This is a genomic window from Micromonospora sp. NPDC004336, from assembly GCF_053602615.1.
This window is the reverse complement of sequence record NZ_JBSGDY010000041.1, coordinates 1-18411: the sequence shown is the minus strand read 5'-3', so window position 1 is coordinate 18411 and position 18411 is coordinate 1. Positions and strand designations below refer to the sequence as shown.

The 18411-nt window shown below is 75.0% G+C and carries 22 protein-coding genes; 16 read left to right on the top strand and 6 right to left on the bottom strand.

The features are described from left to right. Positions 1-141: 141 nt before the first annotated feature. From ACWENR_RS11815 to ACWENR_RS11790, 6 genes are all read left to right on the top strand, one after another. Positions 142-1080, top strand: coding sequence for an LCP family protein (locus ACWENR_RS11815; protein ID WP_452276974.1), 939 nt, complete (start codon positions 142-144; stop codon positions 1078-1080). Positions 1081-1132: 52 nt separating this feature from the next. Continuing rightward, positions 1133-1468, top strand: a complete 336-nt coding sequence (locus ACWENR_RS11810) for a rhodanese-like domain-containing protein (protein WP_452276973.1) — start codon at positions 1133-1135, stop codon at positions 1466-1468. Between the two features lie 10 nt (positions 1469-1478). Beyond that, on the top strand, positions 1479-2270 hold the full coding sequence (locus ACWENR_RS11805) for a glycerophosphodiester phosphodiesterase (protein ID WP_452276972.1): 792 nt from the start codon (positions 1479-1481) through the stop codon (positions 2268-2270). Positions 2271-2433: 163 nt separating this feature from the next. Further along, complete coding sequence (locus tag ACWENR_RS11800) at positions 2434-3891, top strand: sensor histidine kinase (RefSeq protein WP_452276971.1); 1458 nt, start codon at positions 2434-2436, stop codon at positions 3889-3891. A gap of 67 nt (positions 3892-3958) precedes the next feature. Continuing rightward, positions 3959-4378 carry an ATP-binding protein gene (locus ACWENR_RS11795; RefSeq protein ID WP_452276995.1) on the top strand — a complete coding sequence of 140 codons (420 nt, stop codon included), beginning with the start codon at positions 3959-3961 and terminating at the stop codon, positions 4376-4378. Between the two features lie 61 nt (positions 4379-4439). Continuing rightward, on the top strand, positions 4440-5324 hold the full coding sequence (locus ACWENR_RS11790; RefSeq protein ID WP_452276970.1) for a DUF5926 family protein: 885 nt from the start codon (positions 4440-4442) through the stop codon (positions 5322-5324). Positions 5325-5401: 77 nt separating this feature from the next. Here the strand turns inward: ACWENR_RS11790 and ACWENR_RS11785 are convergent, their stop codons facing one another. Next, positions 5402-6634: an arginine deiminase gene (locus ACWENR_RS11785; protein WP_452276969.1), complete on the bottom strand. Its 1233-nt coding sequence runs from the start codon at positions 6632-6634 to the stop codon at positions 5402-5404. Between the two features lie 160 nt (positions 6635-6794). Between ACWENR_RS11785 and ACWENR_RS11780 the strand changes: the two genes are divergently transcribed. The 5 genes from ACWENR_RS11780 to pheA all read left to right on the top strand — a co-directional run bounded on the left by ACWENR_RS11780 (position 6795) and on the right by pheA (position 10265). Continuing rightward, positions 6795-7535 (top strand): hypothetical protein, encoded by a 741-nt coding sequence (locus ACWENR_RS11780; RefSeq protein WP_452276968.1) that lies wholly within the window; start codon positions 6795-6797, stop codon positions 7533-7535. 177 nt (positions 7536-7712) lie between these two features. Then, positions 7713-8171, top strand: coding sequence for a hypothetical protein (locus ACWENR_RS11775; protein WP_452276967.1), 459 nt, complete (start codon positions 7713-7715; stop codon positions 8169-8171). 75 nt (positions 8172-8246) lie between these two features. Next, complete coding sequence (locus ACWENR_RS11770; RefSeq protein ID WP_452276966.1) at positions 8247-8636, top strand: ACT domain-containing protein; 390 nt, start codon at positions 8247-8249, stop codon at positions 8634-8636. Positions 8637-8768: 132 nt separating this feature from the next. Beyond that, the gene (locus ACWENR_RS11765) at positions 8769-9299 is read left to right on the top strand and encodes a hypothetical protein (RefSeq protein ID WP_452276994.1); all 531 of its coding nucleotides are present in this window, start codon (positions 8769-8771) and stop codon (positions 9297-9299) included. 9 nt (positions 9300-9308) lie between these two features. Further along, complete coding sequence (gene pheA / locus ACWENR_RS11760; RefSeq protein WP_452276965.1) at positions 9309-10265, top strand: prephenate dehydratase; 957 nt, start codon at positions 9309-9311, stop codon at positions 10263-10265. 181 nt (positions 10266-10446) lie between these two features. On the opposite strand, the gene ACWENR_RS11755 is transcribed toward pheA, so the two are convergent. The 3 genes from ACWENR_RS11755 to ACWENR_RS11745 form a co-directional block, all read right to left on the bottom strand. Then, a complete protein-coding gene (locus tag ACWENR_RS11755) occupies positions 10447-11169 on the bottom strand; it encodes an AIM24 family protein (RefSeq protein WP_091100760.1) in 723 nt (240 codons plus the stop codon). A 157-nt stretch (positions 11170-11326) separates the two neighbouring features. Then, positions 11327-11671 (bottom strand): metallopeptidase family protein, encoded by a 345-nt coding sequence (locus ACWENR_RS11750; protein ID WP_176737547.1) that lies wholly within the window; start codon positions 11669-11671, stop codon positions 11327-11329. A gap of 105 nt (positions 11672-11776) precedes the next feature. Beyond that, positions 11777-12208, bottom strand: a complete 432-nt coding sequence (locus tag ACWENR_RS11745; RefSeq protein WP_091100754.1) for an OsmC family protein — start codon at positions 12206-12208, stop codon at positions 11777-11779. A 112-nt stretch (positions 12209-12320) separates the two neighbouring features. Between ACWENR_RS11745 and ACWENR_RS11740 the strand changes: the two genes are divergently transcribed. Further along, the gene (locus ACWENR_RS11740; protein WP_452276964.1) at positions 12321-13082 is read left to right on the top strand and encodes a hypothetical protein; all 762 of its coding nucleotides are present in this window, start codon (positions 12321-12323) and stop codon (positions 13080-13082) included. Between the two features lie 58 nt (positions 13083-13140). Here ACWENR_RS11740 and ACWENR_RS11735 read toward each other — a convergent pair whose 3' ends face one another. After that, the gene (locus tag ACWENR_RS11735) at positions 13141-13662 is read right to left on the bottom strand and encodes a GNAT family N-acetyltransferase (RefSeq protein WP_452276963.1); all 522 of its coding nucleotides are present in this window, start codon (positions 13660-13662) and stop codon (positions 13141-13143) included. Between the two features lie 195 nt (positions 13663-13857). Here ACWENR_RS11735 and ACWENR_RS11730 point away from each other — a divergent pair, with 195 nt between their 5' ends. Both ACWENR_RS11730 and ACWENR_RS11725 read left to right on the top strand, forming a co-directional pair. After that, positions 13858-14679, top strand: a complete 822-nt coding sequence (locus ACWENR_RS11730; RefSeq protein WP_452276962.1) for an HAD family hydrolase — start codon at positions 13858-13860, stop codon at positions 14677-14679. Next, positions 14679-15491: an HAD family hydrolase gene (locus ACWENR_RS11725; protein ID WP_452276961.1), complete on the top strand. Its 813-nt coding sequence runs from the start codon at positions 14679-14681 to the stop codon at positions 15489-15491. The genes ACWENR_RS11730 and ACWENR_RS11725 overlap by 1 nt, the downstream gene beginning before the upstream one ends. A 30-nt stretch (positions 15492-15521) precedes the next feature. Here the strand turns inward: ACWENR_RS11725 and ACWENR_RS11720 are convergent, their stop codons facing one another. After that, positions 15522-16124: a bacterial proteasome activator family protein gene (locus ACWENR_RS11720; protein WP_452276960.1), complete on the bottom strand. Its 603-nt coding sequence runs from the start codon at positions 16122-16124 to the stop codon at positions 15522-15524. 104 nt (positions 16125-16228) lie between these two features. Here ACWENR_RS11720 and ACWENR_RS11715 point away from each other — a divergent pair, with 104 nt between their 5' ends. Together ACWENR_RS11715 and ACWENR_RS11710 are read left to right on the top strand one after the other, a co-directional pair. Further along, positions 16229-17026 (top strand): alpha/beta hydrolase family protein, encoded by a 798-nt coding sequence (locus ACWENR_RS11715; RefSeq protein WP_452276993.1) that lies wholly within the window; start codon positions 16229-16231, stop codon positions 17024-17026. 80 nt (positions 17027-17106) lie between these two features. Beyond that, positions 17107-18303 carry an ABC transporter substrate-binding protein gene (locus tag ACWENR_RS11710; protein WP_452276959.1) on the top strand — a complete coding sequence of 399 codons (1197 nt, stop codon included), beginning with the start codon at positions 17107-17109 and terminating at the stop codon, positions 18301-18303. The last annotated feature ends 108 nt before the right edge of the window (positions 18304-18411 follow it).

The following is an 18411-nucleotide window of genomic DNA, read 5'->3' as shown; positions in this document are numbered from 1 at the left end:
GATTCACGTACGGGCCCGCGGGGAGGAGCCACGTCCAGATCGGCACGCGACGGTCGGGCACGGACCGGGGCCGACGCCCGGGCCGCCCGGCCGCGCCGTGCCCGCTGGCCCCGCGTCCTACTCGGCCTCGGCCTGGCCCTGGTGCTGCTGACCGGGCTCGCCGTGGTCGGCCTGCGGGCGCTGACCGACCGGTACGACCGCAGCGTCGCCCGGGAGCAACTGCTCGACCCCACCGCCCGCCGCGCCCGGACCGACCCCGACGGGCCGCTCAACTACCTGCTGGTGGGGACCGACCGGTGGCAGAGCGGCAGCGCGGCGGACCGGCGGTCGGACACCATCCTCATCGTGCACGTGCCGGCCGGCGGCCGGGAGGCGTACCTCGTCTCCGTCCCCCGCGACCTGCTGGTCACCATCCCGCCCGGCAACGGCTTCGGCGGCGGCCAGGACAAGATCAATGCGGCGTACGAGCACGGCGGGGGCGGCCAGCCGGGCACCCGGCTGCTCTCGGCCACCCTGGCCCGGCTGACCGGGATCCGCTTCGACGGCGCGGCCCTGATCGACTTCTCCGGCTTCCGCAAGGTCATCGACCTGCTCGGCGGCGTACGGATGTGCGTGGACACCGAGGTCCGCTCGATCCACACCGACCGGGTCTTCCAGCCCGGCTGCCAGCAGATGGACGGCGGCGAGGCGCTGGACTACGTCCGCCAGCGCTACGACCTGCCGGGCGGCGACTACGACCGGCAGCGGCACCAGCAGCAGTTGCTCCGCGCCGTGCTGGAGCGCACGAGCGAGACGTCGCTGCGCAGCAATCCCGTGAAGCTCGACCAGGTGATCCGGGCGGTGGGCGGCTCGCTGACGGTGGACACCAACGGCGTACCGCTGGAGGACCTCGTCCTCGCCCTGCGCGACCTGCCGGCCGACGCGCTGCGCGGCGTGCAGGTCCCGTCGCACCCGCAGCTGATCGACCAGGTGTCGTACGTCGTCCTCGACGACGGCGGGAACGGGCTGTTCGAGGCGGTACGCGGCACCCGCGTGCCCGAGTGGGCCCGCGCCAACCCCCGGTGGGTCACGCCACTGTGACGTCCCGGACGGCCCTCCGGCGGCCGGCCGCACGAGGATCTACGCTTGGCCCGTGTTCGGACCCCAGGTTCCCACCGTGACCGTGACCGAGATCGCCGACGACACCTACCTGCTCGACGTCCGGGAGGACGACGAGTGGGCGGCCGGCCACGCCCCCGGCGCCCATCACCTGCCGATGATGGAGCTGCCGGCCCGGATCGCCGAGGTGCCCGCCGACCGGGACGTCGCCGTCATCTGCCGCTCCGGCGGGCGCTCCGCCCAGGTCGTCGCCTACCTGATGCGCAACGGCTGGGACCAGGTGCGCAACGTCGAGGGCGGGATGGGCGAGTGGATCGCCGTCGGGCGACCCGTCGTCGGCGAGAACGGGCAGCCGGGCCGGGTCCTGTAGGGCGGGCGACATGGGCGACCCCCTGGTCTTCGCGCACCGCGGCTCCTCGTACGACCTGCCCGAGCACACCCTGGCCGCCTACCTGCGCGCCCTCGACGAGGGCGCCGACGGGCTGGAGTGCGACGTCCGGCTGACCCGGGACGGGCACCTGGTCTGCGTGCACGACCGCCGGCTCGACCGCACCAGCAACGGTCACGGCCTGGTCAGCACGCGTACCCTCGCCGAGCTGGAGGCGCTGGACTTCGGCTCCTGGCACCCCGGCTGCGTGCCGGCCGACGGCGACGAGGTGCTGGACGACTCGCGTACCCGGCTGCTCACCCTGGAACGGCTGCTCGACGCGGTGCTCGCCGCCGGGCGGCCCGTCCGGCTCCTGATCGAGACGAAGCACCCCTCCCGGTACGGCGGGGACGTCGAGCGCAAGCTCGTCGCGCTGCTGCGCCGGTACGGCCTGACCGAGCCGAAACCGGACGACCCCGTCCAGGTCACCGTCATGTCGTTCTCGCCACTGGCCGTACGCCGGGCGCGGGAGCTGGCTCCGGCGCTGCCCACGGTGCTGCTGCTGGAGGTGCTGCCGCGCTGGCTGCGGCTGGGGCGGCTGCCGTTCGGCGCGCGGATCGCCGGCCCCGGCGTCGCCCTGGTGCGGGCCCGCCCGCAACTCGTTCCCGCGCTGCGGGCGGCGGGCAACCAGGTCTACGTGTGGACCGTGAACAAGCCTGACGACCTGGACCTCGTCCTGGCCGCCGGGGTGGACGGCGTCATCACCGACCGGCCGGCGCAGACGCTGGCCCGGCTGGGCCGCTGACGGCGGGCTGCCGGACGACCGTTCCGCGCGGCGCCGCGCGCCGAGTGGGCGGGCATCGCGGCGCGGGCGACCGGCGGGTGAGCATGGCGGCGCGGACGACCGGTGGGCGGGATCCCGTCGGGCCGGGGTGTCCGGAAGGCGGTCGCCGGGGCACACTCGGGGCATGCCGGAGCGCACCGATCTCTCCGCCTTCATCGCCGGCCACACCGCGGTGATCGAGTCCGTCAACTCCGGCGACGCCGGCGTCCCCGTCCTCACCCGGTTGCTCCGGGTGGTCCAGTCGGCGCTCGACGCGGCCGGCATGGCGTTCGTCGAGTTCGCGCCGGCCGGAGGGCGGGTGATCGCCGCCACCGGCGCCGCCGAGTGGACCATCGGCCGGCCCGTCCCGCCCGACGACCCGACGGTCGGCTGCCTCCTCTCCGGCCCCCGGGCGCGCCAGGTCCGCACGGACCAGCTCGCCGGCAAGCTCGCCGGTGAGCTGGCCGGCCGCGGCCTGCTGCGGATGCTGGTCTCCCGCGCGGAGATCGGCGGCCTGACCGTCGGCAGCCTGCACGCGTTCGACCCGGGCGGGACCGACGCGCCGGGCACCACCTCGCAGGACGTGATGAGCTACACCGCCTCCTGCATCGCGCACCTCTACGGCGACCAGAGCGGCCTGCCCGTGCACGGCGACGGCCCGGTCGTGGCGGCCCTGGCCGACGGGCTGGCCGTGGTCGACCGGGACGGCAACGTGCGGCTCTGGAACCCGGCCGCCGCACAGGTCACCGGCCGTTCCCCGGCCGAGGCGCTCAACCGGCCGCTGCCCTTCCCCCTGCCACCGTCCGGGCAGGTGCTCGACCACCGGCTGCCGGACGGCCGCTGGCTCAGGATCACCTCGGGGGAGCTGCCCGGGCCCGGCACCCAGCACGTGGTCACGTTCCGCGACGTCACCGACCAGCAGCGGCGCGACCACGACCGGGACCTCTTCGTCGCGGTGACCAGCCACGAGCTGCGTACGCCGGTGACCGTGATCAAGGGCTACGCCGACACGCTGACCGACCACTGGGAGTCGCTGACCGAGACCGACCGGAGGCAGGCCGCACGGGTCATCGGGCAGCGCGCCAACGAGCTGGCCCGGCTGGTCGACCGGCTGCTCTCCTCGGCCGCCGAGGCGGGGCCGGGCGACGAGCCACCCGCCCCGTACGACCTCGCGGGCGCGCTGCGCGCGACGGTGGTCGACCTGCCGGCGGAGCTGCGGCACCGGCTCGTCCTCGACCTCCCGCCCGGCCTGCCCAGGGCGCTCGGCCACCGGCCGAGCCTGGCCACCGTGCTGACGGAGCTGTGCACGAACGCCGGCAAGTACTCCGCGCCCGACTCCCCCATCGAGATCAGCGCGGAGGCGGACGGGGCGACCGTCTGCCTGCGGGTCAGCGACCGGGGCATCGGCATCCGGCCGGAGCACGTGGAGCGGGCGTTCGACCGGTTCTGGCAGGGGGAGTCGGGCGACCGCCGGCGCTACCCGGGGGCCGGCCTCGGCCTCTATCTCGTCCGCCGGATCGTTGAACAGCAGAATGGCTGGGTATTCCTCCGGCCGAGGGCCGGTGGCGGTACGGTCGCAGAGGTGCGGCTGCCCCGCGGGTGACCGGCGACGGGTAGCGGGGCGCGAAGGGGCGAGGGTGTCGACGGGAGCTGCCGAACGGGCATGGTGCGTGGTGGTTCCCCACCACGCCACGGGAGCGCGGCTGGCGCGGCACCGGCTCGCCGACGAGCTGACCGGCGTCGTACCCCCGCCGCTGTTGGCCGACCTCGTCGCGGTCCTGGCCGAACTGGTCGGCAACGCGGTCCGGCACGCCGACCCGCTGCCCGGCGGAGTGGTCCGGGTGGCCTGGCGGCTGCGCACCTCGGCCGAGGGCCAGCAGGTGCAGCTCCGGGTCACCGACGGCGGGGCCGCGGCCGGCGACCCGCGGATGCGGACGGCCGGCACGGACGCCGCCGACGGCCGGGGCCTGCACATCGTCGCCGGGCTGGCCGACCGCTGGGGCGTCGAGCGCGACGGCCTCGGCCAGAGCGTCTGGGCCGAGTTCGACCCGGCCGACGTCACCCGGTCGGACCTGGCCGTGGCCGGCTGACCGGCCGCGACAGGCGGGTCCCGCCCCCACCGGGCGGCCCGGGCCTCTAGGCTGTCTCGCCGTGAGCAAGCGTCGAAAGAGCCAGCGGGCCGCCGAAGCCACCCCGAAGCGGGAGAAGGTGCGCGACATCTTCGTGCCCCGACCGTTCGAGGGGCTGACCGACGAGCCGGAGTGGATCGCCCTGCGCGAGCTGGTGCCGGCGGCCTCCGCGCCGCTGCGGCTCGCCCCCGCCCTGGCCGAGGAGTTCGGCGAGCGCGAGGTCGTCCTGGCCACCGTGCTGCCGATGGCGGCCCCGGCGGTGGCGAAGCCGGACGGGCGGGTCCTGATCGGGCTCCAGCGCCACCAGCAGTCCGGCGACGTCTCCCGGGACCTGGCCGAGGCGCTGCTCTGCGCGTTGCGGACCGAGCCGGGCGCCCCGGTGTCCGTCCCGCCGCTGCCGGGGCCGGGCCCCCGCCTCCAGGACGTCCTGGTCGACGGCCCGCTGGAGATCAGCATGCACGACGGGTTCGAGTTCTGGCTCGACCCGGGGGCGGGTGACGACCCCAACGTGCAGGCGTCCCTGGAGCGGGCGAACGCCGCGATCTACCCGACCGTCCGGCTCGCCGCCGCCCGGGCCGCGTACTGGTGCCAGGTGCCGGAGAAGGCGCACGTGCGCTGGGTGCTGCCCGACGACGAGGACGCCGCGCTGGACGCGCTGGCCCGGCTGAGCCTGGCGGGCACGCTGACCCTCGGCGAGGCCACCCGGTTCGCCGGCATGTTCCGGGCGCACGGCCGGCTGGTGCCGGTCTGGGACCTGCCGGAGGACGTCCCCGCCGCCGACTGGGAGCAGCCCGTCGCCGACTTCGCGAAGCGGTACGCCGAGGCGCTCGCCGACACCGCCCCGCTGGACGCCGCCGGCCGGCGCGCCCGCCACGGCCTGCTCGGCCGCCAGCTCACCCTGCGCTGAGCCACGCCGCCCCACCCCCGCCCACCCGGCGGGGGTGGGGCGCGGCCCGGGCGACGCCCGAGGCAGCACCGGTGGCGTCAGGAAGGCGGCCCGTCCCGCCCGGCGAGCGGTTCGCGGACCAGGGGGCAGGACATGCAGCGCGGCCCGCCCCGGCCCGAGCCCAGCTCGGAGCCGGCGATCGGGATGACCTCGATGCCGGCCCGTTCGAGCTGCGCGTTGGTCTCGGTGTTGCGCTCGTAGCCCACGCAGAGCCGGGGCGCGAGGGCGAGGGTGTTGTTGCCGTCGTCCCACTGCTCGCGCTCGGCCGTGACCGGGTCCAGGCCGGTGTCGATCACCCGGAGCTGGGCCAGGTCCATCGCGTCGGCGGCGGCCCGCAGGAACGGCGCCGGCCCGTCGACCCGCGGGTCCTCGCCGTCCGCCCCGGCGATGACCGTGTACGCCGACAGGCTGTGGGCGATGTTCGGGTACATCAGCACGGCGTCGACGTCGACCATCGTGCAGACGGTGTCCAGGTGCATGGTCGCGCGTTCCTGGGCGATCGGCACGACGAGGATGGTGTGCGCGAGCCCGGCGGCGAAGACCTGGCGGGCGAGGCGCTCCGCACCGGCCGGGGTGGTCCGCTCGCCGACCCCGACGGCCAGCACCCCCGGCGCGAGCAGCAGCACGTCGCCGCCCTCCAGGTGCTCCAGCCCGGGGTGGTAGACGAACTCGGTGCCGGCGAAGCGCGGGTGGTGCCGGTAGATCGCGTCGGTGAGCGTGGTCTCCCGCCGCCGGGCCGGCATCGCCAGGCTGGTCACCCCGACCCGGTCGCCGATCCACAAGGACGAGTCGCGGGTGAAGAGCAGGTTGGGCAGCGGGTCGATGACGAAGTCGTGCCGGTCCATGAGCGTGTAGACCAGGCCGCCCGGCCGTTCCCGGCTGACCCGCAGCTCCTCGTGGGCCAGCCCGGCGATCAGCACGTCGGCGAGCGCGACCGGGTCGAGGTACGCGAGGTGGTCCGCGACCCGGGCGCGCAGCGAGTCGCCGAGGCGGGGCGAGCGCAGCACCTCCTCGGTCAGCTCGGCCCGCGCGTCGGCCACGGCGAGCGTCTCGGCCAGCATGGTGGCGAGGTAGAGCACCTCGACCCCGCGCTCGCGCAGGGCGGCGGCGAAGGCGTCGTGTTCCTCCTGCGCGCGGCCGACCCAGGGGATGGCGTCGAAGAGCAACGAGTCGTTGTTGCGCGGGGTGAGCCGGGCCAGCTCCGGGCCGGGCCGGTGCAGCAGCACCGTGCCGAGCCGACCGACCTCGCTGTCCACGTAGTGGGTCACCATCGCAGCGTAGGGCAGGGTTTGGCGGCATCCGATAAAACAGGGGTGGATGAATATGGCATTCATCCGCACTCACTCCGGCGTTCCAACTTGCCGACACGGGGGACTGGCAACGTAGGGTAGTGAGGACATAACTTCGAGGGACCTTTTGCCGGAGGTCGCGATGACTGTCTTTCCCGCTCGTCGAGCCGTACCGTCCGCCCGGGCACTGCCGCCCGCGGCGGTGCCACACCCCCGGGTGGAGTCGCCGGGGGTGCTCGCGCCGGTTCGTCCGTCCCCGTTGGAATGGGCCCGCCGCCGGCGGGCGGAACGGGGCGCACGCCGACTGGAGGCGGCCGGCGCACGGGCGCTCGGCCAGCTCGACCACCTCGGGCCCGCCTGGCACGTCATCGAGTGGCCCCGCACGGACGTCTCCGACCTCCTGCTCGACCACGAGCGCGACGAACGCGCGGGCTTCCTCGCCATCGGGCCGAGCGGCCTCTTCGCCGTGACCGTCGCCGACCACGGCCGGGCCCGGGTGCTGGTCGCCGGCGACGTGGTTCAGATCAACGGCAAGCGACCGCCCTACGTGGCGGAGGCCCGCCGCGACGCCAAGCGCGCCAGCAAGGCGCTCTCCGACGCGGTGGGTCTGCCGATCCCGGTGACGCCGGTGCTGACGTTCGTCGGCTCCGGCGTCATCAGCGTCTACGGCCTGCCGAAGGACTGCCTCATGGCCACCCACCGCGAGCTGGACCGCCTGCTCGTCGCCGGGGGCAGCCGGATCAGCCCGGCCACGGCCGAGAAGCTGTCCCGGGTCGCGCAGCACCCGGGCACCTGGATGAACGGGGCCTACCGGCCGGCCGCCGACTACCGGTGGTACGAGGACGGCCGAACGGCCGCTGACAAGCCGGCCGGCCGGCGGTAACGTCACCGGCGACGCCACGCGGACCGGGCGCCGGTCGGGTGCCTGTCGGTCGCGCCGTCGCCGGCCGCCCGGCCAGGGCCCCGTCACCACCGGCGGCCCGGGTGACCGCAGCGCGCTAGGCGACTTCCGCGACGAACGGCTAGCGTGGACAGACCGTCGGTGTACATAGGAGGCGCGGTGGCCCACGTCGAACTCTCGCTCTCTGAAGTGTTCGTGCCAGCGGCGGGGACATCGACAGAGCAGGGGTCCGACAACTTCGGGCAGTGGTCGTCGACCGTCTCCCACGCCGACGAGCCGTGCCTGCTGATCGACGCCGGGACGAGGGTCGTCGCCGTCTCCGCCGCCGGCTGCGAGCTGCTCTGCCTCGGCGCGCCCGAGGACGTCATCGGGCTGCCGCTGCTCGGTGGCGGGCTTCGGCTGCTCGACTTCACCGCCAACCCGCGCGAGCTGACCGAGCAGGAGCTCGACAAGATCCCGCCGCTGCTGGCCCTCTCCAGCGGGCGCCTCGCCCGCGGGCTGCTCCGGGTCCAGGCCGCGTCGGCCGGCGCGGCGGACGCGACCGTGGACGCCATCTCCACGCCGGTGCTCACCCACGGTTCGGTCGCCGGTTCCCTCACGTTCTTCTCCGAGGTCTGACCTGCGGCGGGATGTGGCGTTCGCCGCACCCGGCGAATCTGGGGCGGGTCGTCGCCGAGGCCGTAAGGTGCCCTCATGCTCGATATCGCTCTGCTGCCGGGGGAGTACGCCGTGTGCCGGATGGCCGCCGGCTCCGCCCTGCCGCCCGACCTGGCGGGCGGGCTGAGCGACGGTGACGTCGTCACGGTGAGCTGGACCGCCGACGGGATCTCGCTGATCTGCCCCGCCGACCGGGTGCCCGAACGGGTCGCCGTCGAGACGGCCTGGCGCTGCCTGCGGGTCGCCGGGCCGCTCGACCTGGCCGTGAGCGGCACCCTCGCCACGCTGGTGGACCCGCTCGCCGCGGCGCGTGTCAGCGTGGTCGTCTTCTCCACGTACGACACCGACTACCTGCTGGTCCCGGCGGTGCGCCTCGGCGAGGCGACCACCGCGCTGGAGCGGGCCGGGCACCGGGTGCTCGCCTGACCTTCACCCGGTCGCCGGTTCCTCCTAGGATGGGCTCGGCCTCCCGGCCGCAGTGACGCTTCCCGATGTCCCGAGGATCGGCCCGTGCCGCCCACCCCCTCGCGCCACGCCGCCCCCGACCGCCCGGCCGGCATCCCCGCCCGGCGCGGCCGGCTGGTGGCCGCCGCGCTGCTGGCCGCGTTGCCGCTGGCCGGCTGCGGCACCCCGCCCGAGCTGCGGGCCGCTCCGACGGCCCCGCCGACCCGCACCGCGGCGCCTGCCCCGACCGGCACGCCCACCCTGGCACCGACCCCGCCGCCCGCCACCGGCCTGCCCGGCGCGGGCGCCCCGACCGCCGACCCCGGTCTCGTCGCCGTGCGCTGCCCGGACGGCCCCTCGGGCAGGCGGGTGATCGACCTCGTCCGCGGCCGGGGCGGCGTGCTCCCCCGGGACGCGCGGGTCCGGGTGCGGACGGGCCCGCTCTGCGCCGGCGACTGGCACTACACCGTGCTGGACGTGACCGGGCACGAGGATCTCCACGTGGTCACGGAGGGCCGGCCGGGCGCCCCGCGACTGGTCACCGCCGGCACGGACGTCTGCACCGCCGAGGTCCGCGCCGCCGGGCCGCCCGGCATCCGGACGCTGGTCTGCGACGGCGGGTCGGTCGGCGTACCGGGTGCGTAGGCTGTCGCCATGCCGGGAACACCGCCGACGCGCTTCGTCTACCTCGGTCCCGAGGGCACCTTCGCCGAGCAGGCGCTGAACACCATCCCCGCCGCCGAGCGGGGCAGCCGCGCCCCGGCGCGCAGCGTGCCCGAGGCGTTGGACGCCGTACGGGCCGGGGAGGCCGACGCCGCCCTGGTGCCGCTGGAGAACTCGATCGGCGGGGCGGTCGGGGTGACCCTGGACGAGCTGGCCGAGGGGGAACCCCTGGTCATCACCCGCGAGGTGATCCTGCCCGTCGAGTTCGTGCTCGCCGCCCGTCCCGGCACGGCGCTGGCCGAGGTGCGCAGCGTCGCCGCCCATCCGCAGGCGTCCACCCAGTGCCGGGGCTGGCTGCGCGCGCACCTGCCCGACGCGGTGGTGGTCGACGTGCTCTCCAACGGGGCGGCCGCGGCCGGCGCCGCGTCGGGCGAGCACGACGCGGCGATCTGCGCCCCGATCGGGGCGGCCCGGCACCGGCTCACCCTCCTCGCGGACAAGATCGCCGACCATCCGGACGCGGTGACCCGCTTCGCGCTGGTGTCCCGCCCCGGCCCGCCCCCGCCGCCGACCGGCGACGACGTGACCTCGCTGGCGGTCTACATCGCCCACGACCGGGTGGGCGCCCTGCTGGCGGTGCTGATGGAGCTGGCCGTCCGGGGCGTCAACATGAGCCGGATCGAGTCGCGGCCCACCGGGGAGGCGCTCGGCCGGTACGTCTTCTTCCTCGACTGCGCCGGGCACGTGGCGGACGTACGGCTCGGGGAGGCGTTGCAGGGGCTGCGCCGGGTCTGCGCCGACGTGCGGTTCCTGGGCTCGTACCCCCGGCACCGCTGGACCCCGGCGGCGGGCGACCGGCCGGTCCCCGCCCCGCCCGGCCTGTCGGACGCCGACTACGCCGACGCCGCCGCCTGGCTGGCCCGCCTGCGCGCCGGCGACCTCGGCTGACGACGACGCCCCCGCGTCGCGGCGGATCCGGCGGGACCGGGCCGGCGCGGGCGGGGGCGGAACGCGCGGGGCGCGGGTCAGCCGGGCCGGACGCGCGTCGGCTTGTGCCGGACGCACGTCGGGCTGAGCCGGGCGCGCGTCAGGCCGAGCCGGGCGCGCGTCAGGCCGAGCCGGGCGCGCGTCAGCTGAGCAGGCCGCCGAGGAGGCCGCCCTGCTGCTCCTGGGTGCCGCTGCCCATGATCGGCGGCTCCTCGGAGGGCTGGACGACGACGAAGCCCTGGCCGGCGAAGCTCATCGTGAACGCCTCGCCGGTGCGCCGGCCGAGCAGCGTGCCGAGGCCGAGCTGCTCCGCGCGGTGGTAGCCGGTCTGGAGGTTGGCCGACCAGCAGACCGCCGCCTGCGGGTCGACGTAGGTGGGGGCGTCCACGTTGAGCACCACGGGCGCGCCCTTGGTGGTGATGGCGATCCGGCCGTGGCCGCTGAAGACACAGTTGAACAGGCCCGACGAGGAGGCCATGCCGGCCCCGCCGACCATGCGGATGTCGTACTGGAGGGTGGAGTCGAAGGCCAGCACGCTGGAGCCGTTGATGGAGAGCGCGTCGCCCGGCTCCAGGTCGATGATGTGCACGTCCTTGGCGAAGTCGGCGAGGAAGACGTCACCCCGGCCGGTGACCTTCATCAGCGGGACGCCCTCGCCGGTCAGCTTCTGCTTGAGGAACTTGCCGAGCCCGCCCGAGCCGAGCGCCTGGAACTGCACCTGCCCCTGGTAGGCGACCATCGACCCCACCCGGGCCATCGCCTCGCCGTTGAGTTCGATCTTCAACATCTTGGAGTTCTGCAGCCGCATGCCGGGCTGCGCGGACTCCTTCTCCAGGTTCTCCGCGGAGAAGAGCTCGCTACGCATGGAAGTGCCTCCTGAAATTGCGATGCCTGGACCGACCGTAGGCGACCGCCGCAACCGCCGGCCACCGGCCGACCGGCCCGGTCCGTACGCCGGTCGTCGCGCCCCCCGGGCGCCGGATCCCGGAGGCCGACGCGGGACCCGGCCGGCGTACGGCCGCCTAACCCCAGCCCAGCTCGTGCAGCCGCTCGTCGTCGATGCCGAAGTGGTGGGCGATCTCGTGCACCACCGTCACCGCGACCTCGTCCACCACGTCCTCGTCGTCGTCGCAGATGCGCAGGATCGGGTTGCGGTAGATGAGGATGCGGTCCGGCAGCACGCCGGAGTAGTCCCAGCCCCGGTCGGTCAGCGCGTGGCCCTCGTAGAGACCGAGCAGGTCCTCGCCGGGGGGCGGGTCGTCCTCGACCAGGATCACCACGTTGCTCATCAGGGCGAGCAGTTCCTCGGGCACCTCGTCGAGCGCTTCGCCGACCAGCTCCTCGAAGCGCTCGCGGCTCATCTCCACCGGCACCCGCCCATTCTGCCCCGCGGGCGCGGCCCGCGCGGCCCGGTCAAGATCGGCGCGCCTCCACCGGGAGCGTCGCTCCCCGTGGAGGCGTGCGCGGGCGGGTCAGGAGGCGAGGCGGGCGGTCAGGGTGATCTGCGCGCCCGGGGAGAGCAGCCGGGAGATCGGGCAGTTCTCCTTGGCGGTCTCGGCGAGCTTGGTGAACTGCGCCTCGTCGATGCCCGGCACGTCGCCGACCGTGTCGAGCTCGATCCGGGTGACGGTCATCCCGGCGTCGGTCTTGTCGAGGTGGACCTTGGCGGTGGTCTCCACCGAGGTGGGCGGCGAGCCGGCCTCGGCGAGGGCCTTGGAGAACGCCATCGAGAAGCAGCCGGCGTGCGCGGCGCCGATCAGCTCCTCGGGGTTGGTGCCCTCACCCTCCTCGAAACGCGACTTGAAGGAGTAGTTCCCCTCCAGCCCGCCCTTGCCGGTGCGGACCGTGCCGGACCCCTCGGTGAGGTTGCCCTGCCAACGTGCGGAAGCGGTACGGATAGGCATTACCCGACGCTATCCGAAAGGGCACCGCCCGGCGACCGTTCACGCTCCGCGTCCCCGGGTGCGTGCTGTGTCATGATTCGACCCAGGCCCGCGAAACGCGGAAGGGTGGCCGATGTCCCAGGATCTCCCCATTCCTCGCCAGGACAACCGGTCCGACGGCACCGCCGTCGTGGAGTGGGGCGGGGCGGAGGCGGCTCCGCCGGGGCGGTTCGGGCGTATGCTCGCCGGCCTGCGCCGAGACCGTCGGCTCCCGCTGCTGCTCGCGGCGCTGGGCGCGGTGGCCGCCCTGGCCTCGCTGCTCGGCGAGTGGCAGGTGATGACCATCCCCAACGCCGGCCCGCAGGGGAACACGCCGGTCCGGGTGCCCGGCGGGGTGTCCGACATCGGCGGCTTCGGGGTCGGCTACCTGGTCGGGCTGATGGCACTGGTCTGCGCGGCGGCGCTGGCGCTGCGCGGCACCGCGGCGGTGCGGCGCAACGCCCGGGTCGCCGGCCTCGCCCTCGCCGTGGCGCTGCTGGCGCTGCTGGCCGCGACCGCCGCCTCCATGGACGAGGCGGGCCAGCGCGTCTTCTTCTACTCCACCGACGACGGCTTCCGGGTCGAGTACGGCCGGGGCCTGGTGGCGGCGTTCGTCGCCTGCGCGCTCCTCGCGGCGGCGCTGAAGCTGGCCCCGGCCGGCGCGACCCCGGCGGCCGGGGAGGCCACGGACGGGGAGGCGGCCGACGAGGGGGACGAGGGCGACGAGGCGGAGCCGGGCGGCTGGCGCCTGCGCGGCCGGGCGGCGCGGGTCGAGGAGGACGGTGCGCTGCCCGCACCGGCCGACCTGACCGTCGGGCCGGCCATCCCGTTCGCCCGCCCCGAGCCCCGGGACTGACCGGCCGCCAGAGGCCACGGCGCACGGAGCGGGGATGCCCGCCAGCGCTCGCCGCCGGTCAGGGGGCCGCCCAGCGGACCTCGCCGTCCACCAGCTCGTCGGTGGCCCGCAGACCGAGCCGCTCGGCCACCCGGGCGGAGGCCCGGTGGTCGGGGTGCACGTGCGCGACCAGCGCGCCGACGCCCTGCTCCGCCAGCCAGCCGACCATGCCGGCGGCGGCCTCGCCCGCGTAGCCGCGGCCCTGGTGGGGCGCCACGACCACCCAGGCCAGCTCGGCGACCGGCCGGTCGCCGTCGAGCCGTACGGTGGCCTGCACGGTGCCGATCGCGTCGCCGGTGTCCCGGTGCCGGACGACCCAGTTGAGCCAGCCGTCCCGGCCGTCCGGGGACCGTCCGGTCGACTGCCGGCGGTAGCGCTCCCGCAGCTCGTCGAGGCCGGCCGGGCTGCCGCCGATGTACTCGTGCAGGGCCGGGTCGTCCAGGAGCGGGGCGAGCTCCTCGGCGTGGTCGACGCGGAGGGGTTCGAGCACCAGCCGCTCGGTGCCGATGATCTCCGCCGCCGGCCAGTCCCGCTTTTCCATCCGCCCACCGTACGGCCCGCCGCGACGGCCCCGGGCGGGGACACCGCCGGGCCGTCGTCCGTTGGCACCGCATTCGCCGAAAGGCAATGGTTGCGGCCTGCCGCGCGAGGTACGGTTGCTGCCCGCCGTCACTCAGTGTCGAGGCACCGACGACCGAAACGGCTGGTCGCGGCGGCGGCGGGCGAAGGAGGAACGATGACCCGCCCGGGCCTGCCCAAGCTGATCGCCACCGACCTCGACGGGACGCTCGTCCGCAGCGACGAGACCGTCTCCGCGTACACCCACGGGGTGCTCGACCGGGTGCGGGCCGCCGGGATCCCGGTGGTCGGCGCGACCGGCCGCGGGCCCCGGCTCGCCGAGCTGACCCGCAACGACATCCGTGCGGCGGACTTCCTGGTGATGGCCGGCGGCGGACGCGTGGTCGACCAGAGCGACCCCGCCGGGCCGGTGGTGCTGCGCGACGAGCGCCTTCCCGCCGACGTGCTGGCCGCGCTGCTGGCCGACCTGGAGGCGGCGGTCGGGCCGCTGACGGTGATGGTCGAGGCGTCGGACGAGCACGACGCGCCGCTCTGGGGCGACTACCACCCGAGCTGGCCCTACCAGGACGCGTTCGAGGCGCGCAGCCGCGCCGAGTGCCTCTCCTGCGACGTGATCAAGGCGTTCGTCCGGACCGCCGACCACCACGTCGACGAACTGCTCGCCGTCGCCCGCCAGATCGTCCCGCCGGAGGTCGCCACGCTCACCCAGGCCGGGCTGGGCTTCGTCGAGATCTGCCCGCCGGGGGTGGACAAGTCGACCGGGCTCACCGTCGTGGCGCAGCGGCTCGGCGTCGACCCGGCCGAGGTGCTGGTCTTCGGCGACATGCCCAACGACCTGCCGATGTTCGCGTGGGCCGGCTGGGCCCGGGTGGCCGTCTCCAACGCGCACCCGACCGTCCGGGCCGCCGCGGACGAGGTGACGCTGCGCAACGACGACGACGGGGTGGCGGTGTATCTCGATCGGCTACTGTCCCGCTGATGGGAGAGGCACCTCGGCTGATCGCCACCGACATCGACGGCACCCTGCTACGGGACGACCGCTCGCTCAGCCCGCACACCGCCGACGTGCTGGCGCGGATCTCCGCGCGGGGCACGCCGGTCGTGCTGGTCACCGGCCGTCCGATCCGCTGGCTGAAGCTCGTGTACGACCAGCTCGCCGAGCCCCTGCCGGCGATCTGCGCCAACGGCGCGGTGGTCTACGACCCGGTCGCCGACGAGGTGCTGCGGGCCGACCCGCTCGCCCCGGAGCTGCTCGCGGAGGTGGCCCGGCGGCTGCGCGCCGAGGTGCCCGACGTCAGCTTCGCGGTGGAGATCGTCGACAGCCGGCAGATGCGGCACGAGGCGCACTACCCGCTGCGCTGGGACGCCGACCACGACGCGATCCGGGCGGTCGAGACCCCCGAGGAGCTGCTGTCGGCGCCGGCGGTGAAGCTCCTGGCCCGGGCGGCCGACCAGGATCCGGACGCCTTCGTCGCGCTGGTCGCGGGGGCGTTGGAGGGGCTGGCCGAGGCGACCCACTCGTCGTACTCGGGGCTGGTGGAGATCTCCGCGGCTGGCGTGACCAAGGCGGCGGGGCTGGCGTGGTACTGCGCGCGGCTGGGGATCGACGCCCGGGACGTGCTGGCCTTCGGCGACATGCCCAACGACGTGCCGATGCTGACCTGGGCCGGGCGGGGCGTGGCGGTGGCCAACGCGCACCACGCCGTCCTGGCGATCGCCGACGAGGTGACCTCGGCGAACTCGACGGACGGCGTGGCCGCGTACCTGGAGAAGGTCTTCGGGGTGGACTGAGCGGCCGGCCGGGGTCCCGGCCGGCGCGGGTCAGAGGTACTGGCCGGTGCTGTGCCCCTCGTTGCCCTGCGGCTGGCCCATGCCGGGCATGCCCGGCATCATGCCGCCGGGGCCGCTGGGCAGCGCGGGCCGGCCGGAGCGCATCTGCTCCAGCTGGACCCGGGCGGCCATCTGCTGGGCGACCAGGGCCGCCTGGATGCCGTGGAAGAGGCCCTCCAGCCAGCCGACGAGCTGGGCGTGCGCGATGCGCAGCTCGCCCTCGCTGGGTGCCTTCTCCTCGGTGAAGGGCAGCGAGATCCGTTCCAGCTCGTCCCGCAGCTCGGGGGCGAGGCCCTCCTTGAGCTCGACGATCGACCGCTCGTGGATCTCGCGCATCCGGTGCCGGCTCGCGTCGTCGAGCGGGGCGGCCTTGACCTCCTCCAGCAGCTGCTTGATCATGCTGCCGATCCGCATCACCTTGGCCGGCTGCTCGACCAGGCGGGTGGGGTCCTCGCCGGCGGCCTCGTCGGTCTGCACGGTGCCGACCGGCCGGCCGTCCGGGCCGACCACCACCACAGTGCCGGAGCGGCCGGCGCCTTCCTGGCCCGCCTCGTCGTTCTGTCCAGTGGAGTGCGCTTCGGTCATGGGATCCATCTTTACCCAGCCGCAGGCGACCGTGCGCCCCGGGACCGATCCCCGACGCCGGATCGGCGGGTGATCCGCGCTACGGTCGCGCCATGCCCGCCGACCCGCGCGCCGTGCCCGCCGACCCGCGCGCCGTGCTCAGCCGTCCCGCCCCGCCGCCCGACGTGACCGTCGCCTACGGCGACCACCCGGACCAGGTCGCCGACCTGCGCCGGCCCGGCGGGTCGGGCCCGGCCCGGCGGCTGGTCGTGGTGGTGCACGGCGGCTTCTGGCGGGCCGAGTACGACCGGCGGCACACCGGCCCGCTGGCCGCCGCGCTGGCCGCCCTGGGCCACCCCGTGGCGCAGGTGGAGTACCGCAGGACGGGGCAGCCGGGCGGCGGCTGGCCGGGGACGCTGACCGACGTGCTGACCGGCGTGACGGAGCTGCCCCGGCTGGCGGCCGAGGCGCTGCCCGGGGACGTCGCCGCGGGGCCGCCGCTGCTGGTGGGCCACTCGGCCGGCGGGCACCTGGCGTTGTACGTGGCGGCGACCGCACCGGGAGCCGTCGGGGGCGTGCTGGCGCTGGCGCCGGTGGCGGACCTCGCCGAGGCGTACCGGCGGGACCTGGACGCGGGGGCGGTGGCGGCGCTGCTGGGTGGCGGCCCGGCGGAGGTCCCCGACCGGTACGCCGCCGCCGATCCACGATCATCGGTTCCCATTTCGATACGGACAGTAGTCGTTCATGGTGAGCGGGACGAGCAGGTGCCGGTGGCGATGAGTCGGGCGTTCGTCGCGGCCGACCGGGCGGCGGGCGGCGAAGTCCGCCTCGTCGAGCTGCCGGAATGCGAGCATTTCGGGCTCATCGATCCGGAGTCGGCGGCATGGCCCCAGGTCACGGCTGCTTTTCGATCTCTGCTGGAAGATCGCTAAGCATTGACGCAGCGTCGCGAAGCCGGTAGAACGCCGGGGGGGCGTGATCCGCCCTGCAACGCTCCCCCGGAAGGAACTCGGTGTCGCAGATGAACCGCAGGCGGGCACTCCAGATGCTGGCCGCGCTCGGGACGGCGGGGTTCGCCGCGGGCTGCGGCACCGACGCCGCCGAGGGTGAACCGACGAGCAGGCGGAGCCCGATCAAGATCGGCCTCGTCGCGCCCACCAGCGGCGGCCTCAAGGCGATCGGCGCCGAGATCACCCAGGGCTTCCAGCTCTTCCTCGACCTCAACGCCAACAGCCTGGGCGGGCACCCCGTCACCCTGCTCACCGCCGACGAGGGCGAGAGCGTCAAGACCGGAAAGGCCGCCGTCGAGGGGCTGCTGAAGCAGGGCGTGCACGCCCTCACCGGCGTGGTCGACTCGAACGTCATGCTCGCCATCCGGGACACCGTCGAGCAGGCCCGGGTGCCGCTGATCGGCTCCAACGCCTCGCCGACCAGCCTCCAGAGCGTCGTCTACATCTGGCGGACGTCGTACGTGCTGGACGAGGCGGGCCGGGCGCTGGGCCGCTACCTGCGGGAGCAGCTCGCCCCGTCGGCACGGCTGGCGATCATCGTGCCGGAGAACGTCGGCAGCCAGGACGTGGTGCGCGGCTTCAGGCAGGAGTTCGGCGAGACCGACCAGCGCATCAAGGACCCGGTCACCTGGACGGGCGTCTTCACCAACCCGTCGAAGTCCGCGTACCGGGCCGACATCCGCAAGGCGCTGGACCGCAACCCCGACGCCGTGTTCTGCCACTTCGCCGGGCCGGCGGCCGTCGAGTTCATCAAGCAGCTGCGCGCCGAGGGGTTCAAGGGCAAGGTCTACGCCCCGGGCTTCCTCACCGAGGGCACGGTGCTCGAAGATGTCAAGGCCGAGGACGCGACGGGCATCGAGACCGCCCTCAACTACTCGGCCGACCTGAACAACACGGCCAACCGGCGGTTCGCCTCCGCGTACCGCAAGAAGCACGGCACCTCGCCCACCACCTACGCGATGGCCTCGTACGACGCCGCGCAGGTGCTCGACCAGGCGATCCGGGTCGCCGGCGGCACGCCCAACCCGCAGCAGGTCAACCTGGCGCTCGGCAAGATCGGCCAGATCGACAGCCCGCGCGGGGTGTGGCAGTTCAACCAGCCGCGCACGCCGCAGCAGAAGTGGTACCTGCGCGAGGTCCAGCTCGACGGCCAGGTGCTGTCGAACGTGCTGGTCACCGAGCTGGCCACGCTGGGCTGAGCGCCCCCGCTCGACCAGGCAGGGGTCGGCCTCCCGGACGGGAGGGGGCGCCCCCCGCGCTTGCCGGCGGATGGGATATCACACCCAGTTACAACAAAACAAAACCCA